At 72.9% G+C, this 4680-nt stretch carries 4 protein-coding genes; all 4 read right to left on the reverse strand.

Going from position 1 to position 4680, the window contains the following annotated elements:
• Positions 1–20 precede the first annotated feature (20 nt).
• A complete protein-coding gene (locus AOK15_RS24635; protein ID WP_055520461.1) occupies positions 21–770 on the reverse strand; it encodes a 16S rRNA (uracil(1498)-N(3))-methyltransferase in 750 nt (249 codons plus the stop codon).
• Entirely contained in the window at positions 767–1957 is a 1191-nt protein-coding gene (locus AOK15_RS24640; protein ID WP_079058677.1) for a nitronate monooxygenase, read from the reverse strand. Before AOK15_RS24640 ends, AOK15_RS24635 begins: the two co-directional genes overlap by 4 nt.
• Positions 1958–2151: 194 nt before the next feature.
• Complete coding sequence (gene dnaJ / locus AOK15_RS24645; RefSeq protein WP_055520464.1) at positions 2152–3288, reverse strand: molecular chaperone DnaJ; 1137 nt, start codon at positions 3286–3288, stop codon at positions 2152–2154.
• Positions 3289–4305 (reverse strand): heat-inducible transcriptional repressor HrcA, encoded by a 1017-nt coding sequence (gene hrcA, locus AOK15_RS24650; RefSeq protein ID WP_055520466.1) that lies wholly within the window; start codon positions 4303–4305, stop codon positions 3289–3291. It abuts the gene before it with no gap.
• Positions 4306–4680: the final 375 nt, after the last annotated feature.

Genomic DNA, 4680 nt, shown 5'->3' on the forward strand with positions numbered 1-4680 from the left:
GAGCTACGAGGCGCCCCCCGTCACCCCCAACGCCCCGTACGCGTCAGCAACAGCGCCCCCGCCGCCGTACCCGCGGTGGACGTCCGCAGAACGCTCGGCCCCAGCCGGTACGCCCCGGCCCCGGCCTGCGCGAACAGCGCCAACTCCTCCGGGGAGACACCCCCTTCGGGCCCCACGACCAGCACGATCTCCCCGGCGGAGGGGAGTTCGGCCGAGGCCAGCGCAGCGTCTCCGCTCTCGTGGAGGACACCCGCGAAGTCCGCCCGCGCGAGCAGCTCGGCGACCTGCTTGCCCGTCGCCGGTTCCCCGACTTCGGGGAACCGTACGCGCCGTGACTGCTTGCCCGCCTCGCGCGCGGTCGCCCGCCACTTCGCGAGGGCCTTGAGCCCGCGCTCGCCCTTCCACTGGGTGATGCACCGCGACGCCGCCCACGGCACGATCGCGTCGATGCCGACCTCGGTCATGGTCTCGACGGCCAGCTCGCCCCGGTCCCCCTTCGGCAGCGCCTGCACGACGGTGATCCGGGGCCGCGCGACCGGCTCCTCGTGGACGGACTCCAGGTCCATCACCACGAGCCGGTCCTTGCCCTCGGCCGCCTTGACGATCCCTTCGGCCCAGCGCCCGCGCCCGTCGGTGAGGACGACGTCCTCGCCGGGCCTCAGCCGCTTCACGGAGACGGCGTGCCGCCCCTCGGGCCCGTCGAGGACGAACTCGCCGCCGCTGCCGGGCGGCAGCTCCAGCGACTCGACGACGAAGACGGGAGCGGTCATCGGCCCGCACCGCCCGCGGCGGCCCCGGAGCCGGCCTCGTCGGAACCGGAAGCGGAGGCCGGCGGGGGACCCTGCGCGGAGGTCTGCGCGGACGCCGAACCGGGCCCGGCCGTGCCGATCCCGGCGGAGACGACCGCGGCCCGCGCCTCGGCGATCTCGGCGGCCAGCAGCGCGACCAGTTCCCCGGCGGGCAGTTCCCGCGCCATCCGGTGCCCCTGTCCGGCCCACAGGGCCATGCCCTGCGCGTCCCCGGCCTTGGCGGCGGCCTTGCGCAACGGCGACGTCAGATGGTGGACCTCGGGGTAGGCGACGGGCGCGTAGGGCCCGTGCTCGCGCATGAAGCGGTTGACCAGTCCTCGGGCCGGGCGCCCGGAGAACGCGCGGGTCAGCTCCGTCCGCACGAACAGGGGGTCGGTCAGGGCCCGCTTGTGCACGGCGGCGGCCCCGGACTCGGGCGTGGCGAGGAACGCCGTACCGAGCTGGGCGGCGCTCGCGCCCGCCGTGAGGAGGGCGGCGATCTGGCCGCCGCGCATGATCCCGCCGGCCGCGACGATCGGCAGGGCCACGGCCTCCCGGACCTGGGCGACGAGGGCGAGCAGTCCGATGCCGGCGCAGTCACGCTCGGGGTCGTCCCGGTGGGTGCCCTGGTGGCCGCCGGCCTCGACACCCTGCACGATCACCGCGTGGGCGCCCGACCGCTCCACGGCCTGCGCCTCCTCCGCGGAGGTCGCGGTGACGAGGATCAGCGTGCCCTTGCGGGCGAGGGACTCGACGACCTCGGGGGTCGGGCAGCCGAAGTGGAAGGAGACCACCGGGACGGGGTTGTCGAGGAGGACGGCGAGCTTGGCCTCGTAGCCGTCGTCCCGCCCGCTGTCGGGGTCGCCCAGTTCCGTGGCGTACCAGGAGGCCTCACCGGCCAGCTGTTCCGCGTAGACCTCGACGGCGGCGGGCTCCGAGTACTCGGGCTGCGGCATGAACAGGTTCACGCCGAACGGGCGTGAGGTGAGCGCCCGGAGTGCGTTGATCTCCTGGTACATCCCGTCGGCCGTCTTGTACCCGGCGGCCAGGAACCCCAGGCCCCCGGCCTCGGACACGGCGGCGGCCAGCGGCGGGACGGAGACACCGCCCGCCATCGGGGCCTGCACGATCGGGAGAGGAAAGAGATCGGTCAGTGCGGAGGAGGACATGGCCGCATGTTGTCACGTCCCCGAATCTCGGCCGAATCCGGTGGTGCGGGGGTCGGCGTCGGGTGGTTCGTGGTCCCTCATGGAAGAGCACGGGGGCGCGGCCCCCGGCTTTTCAGGGGCGCGGGGCGGTGACACATGCGGCTCCGCCGCGTGGGCGCGACCAGCCCCCACGCCCCCGCGGCCGAACGAACCGGCTAGCGGCCGTTGAACGCGTCCTTCAGCCGCGAGAACAACCCCTGCTGCCCCGGCTGGAACTGCCCCGTCGGCCGTTCCTCGCCCCGCAGCGCCGCCAGCTGCCGCAGCAACTGCTCCTGCTCGGGGTCGAGCTTCGTCGGGGTCTGCACCTCGACGTGGACGATGAGGTCGCCACGGCCCCCGCCGCGCAGATGCGTGACACCGCGCCCGTGCAGCGGGATCGACTGGCCGGACTGGGTGCCGGGCCGGATGTCGACCTCCTCCAGGCCGTCCAGCGTCTCCAGCGGCACCTTCGTGCCGAGCGACGCCGCGGTCATGGGGATCGTCACCGTGCAGTGGAGGTCGTCGCCGCGCCGCTGGAACGTCGGGTGCGGCAGCTCGTGGATCTCGACGTACAGGTCACCGGCGGGACCGCCGCCGGGCCCGACCTCGCCCTCACCGGCGAGCTGGATGCGCGTGCCGTTGTCGACGCCGGCGGGGATCTTCACCGTCAGCGTCCGCCGCGACCGCACCCGCCCGTCGCCCGCGCACTCGGGGCACGGGTTCGGGACGATCGTGCCGAAGCCCTGGCACTGCGGGCAGGGCCGCGAGGTCATGACCTGGCCCAGGAAGGACCGTGTGACCTGCGAGACCTCACCACGGCCACGGCACATGTCACAGGTCTGCGCGCTCGTGCCGGGGGCCGCGCCCTCGCCGCTGCAGGTGCCGCACACCACGGCCGTGTCGACCTGGATGTCCTTCGTCGTGCCGAAGGCGGCCTCGTCGAGGTCGATCTCCAGCCGGATCATCGCGTCCTGGCCGCGGCGCGTACGCGAGCGGGGGCCGCGCTGGGACGCCGTGCCGAAGAAGGCGTCCATGATGTCCGAGAAGTTCCCGAAGCCACCGGCGCCGAAGCCGCCCGCGCCTCCGCCGCCCGCCTGGGACAGCGGGTCGCCGCCGAGGTCGTAGACCTGCTTCTTCTGCGGGTCCGAGAGAACCTCGTACGCCGCGTTGATCTCCTTGAACCGCTCCTGCGTCTTCGGATCGGGGTTGACGTCCGGGTGCAGCTCGCGAGCGAGCCTGCGGAACGCCTTCTTGATCTCGTCCTGGGACGCGTCGCGGCGCACGCCGAGTACGGCGTAGTAGTCCGTGGCCACTTAAGACTCCGCCAGGATCTGTCCGACGTACCGTGCCACCGCTCGTACCGCTCCCATCGTTCCCGGATAGTCCATGCGCGTGGGTCCGACCACGCCCAGTTTGGCGACTGCCTCGCCGCCCGAACCGTAGCCGACCGAGACGACGGACGTGGAGTTGAGTCCCTCATACGCGTTCTCGTGACCGATGCGGACGGTCATGCCCGAATCCCCCGCCTCCCCCAGCAACTTGAGGAGGACGACCTGTTCCTCGAGGGCTTCGAGGACGGGCCGGATGGTGAGGGGGAAGTCATGTCCGAAGCGGGTCAGATTGGCGGTGCCGCCGATCATCAGCCGCTCCTCGTTCTCCTCGACAAGGGTCTCCAGCAGTGTGGAGAGCACCGTCGAGACCGTACCCCGGTCCTCGACGTCGAACGCCTCCGGCAGGTCCTCGACCAGCCGGGGCACATCGGTGAACCTGCGGCCCGCGACCCGGCTGTTCAGCCGGGCGCGCAGATCCGCGAGAGACGTTTCTCCGAACGGCGCCGGACAGTCGACCATCCGCTGCTCCACCCGGCCGGTGTCCGTGATCAGCACGAGCATCAGCCTGGCGGGGGCCAGCGACAGCAGCTCCACGTGCCGCACCGTCGAGCGGGTCAGCGACGGGTACTGCACGACGGCGACCTGCCTGGTCAGCTGGGCGAGCAGCCGCACGGTCCGCGCGACCACGTCGTCCAGGTCGACGGCGCCGTCCAGGAAGTTCTGGATGGCGCGTCGCTCGGGCCCGGTCATCGGCTTGACGCCGGCCAGCTTGTCGACGAAGAGCCGGTACCCCTTGTCGGTGGGGATGCGGCCCGCGCTGGTGTGGGGCTGGGCGATGAAGCCCTCGTCCTCCAGCGCCGCCATGTCGTTGCGGACCGTCGCCGGGGACACGCCGAGGTTGTGCCGCTCGGTGAGGGCCTTCGACCCCACCGGCTCCTCGGTGCCCACATAGTCCTGGACGATGGCGCGCAGCACCTGGAGCCTGCGTTCACTGAGCATCCGCGCACACCTCCAGCTCGTCTCCCGCGCGACATCCCCCTTGGCACTCACCGCGGGCGAGTGCCAACACTCCCAGCCCAGTGTACGGCGGTGGGGTACGCCCCCGGCAAGGCCGGTCCAGCCATGTCGTGCCGACGTGTACCGACCTGTCCGACGATGTCGCACCGCTTCCTACCGGCGGGTACGAGCGGGGCGCGGGGCCACCGGGCCCGGCGGGGGGTGATGTGGGACACGGGGGCGCCTACGGGTGACCCGAGTCCGGGGCGCCACGGGCACCGCGCCGGGCCCTCCGCCGTCCGCTGGGGCTAGCGTCGGGCCATGACGGTGACTTGGGAAGAGTGCGGGTGGGAGGGGCTGGCCCCGCGGGTCGGACGG

This window comes from Streptomyces ossamyceticus (genome assembly GCF_001418475.1).
GTDB classification, from domain to species: domain Bacteria; phylum Actinomycetota; class Actinomycetes; order Streptomycetales; family Streptomycetaceae; genus Streptomyces; species Streptomyces ossamyceticus.